The sequence below is a fragment of the Streptomyces sp. NH27 genome (assembly GCF_056859195.1).
Map to the genome: position 1 here is coordinate 1 of NZ_JACEGK010001053.1, position 608 is coordinate 608.

1 protein-coding gene is annotated in these 608 nt (G+C 65.0%); it reads right to left on the reverse strand.

What is annotated here, in order from left to right:
• On the reverse strand, window positions 1-581 hold a 581-nt coding region (locus AC13HU_RS37970), incomplete at its 3' end, for an ROK family protein (protein ID WP_483046548.1).
• Window positions 582-608 lie beyond the last annotated feature (27 nt).

Genomic DNA, 608 nt, shown 5'->3' on the forward strand with positions numbered 1-608 from the left:
TCATTGGTCACCCGCACCGGCAAGGACGTACGGCGCCGCAACTCGTCGGTCAACCGCATACCGACCCAACCCGGCATGATGCCCTCCGCACCCAGAGCACCACTGCCCTTCTCCACCGGAGAAGCAATACCCGCACCGATACCGAGCACCCGACCACGCCCCACCCCCGTCTCCCGCAACGCCCGGTCCACCAGCACCGCAACCAGATCAAGGGTCTCCTCCGGAGCCCGATCCACCTCCTTGGCAACCCAGTGCTCCCACAACACCGCACCGAACAGATCACACAGGATCACCCGAACATGCTGATGCCCGATATCCGCACCAAACGCAAACCCCGCCGTCGGCACCAACGACAACGACTGCGCAGGACGACCCGTACGCCGCGGCTCCAAACCCTCCGGACCCCCATCCTCGGCCACCAGACCCACCGCGATCAGATCAGCGATCAACGACGAAACCGTAGCCCTGGACAACCCGGTGACCCGCACCAGTTCCGGACGACTGCTGCGCACGGTGGTGTGCAGGGCCTCAAGGACCCGTAGCCTTCCCACCTCGCGCAGGTTGACTGGAGTGTCCATCATGACCCCCGGGGTGTGGAACGAATGGTC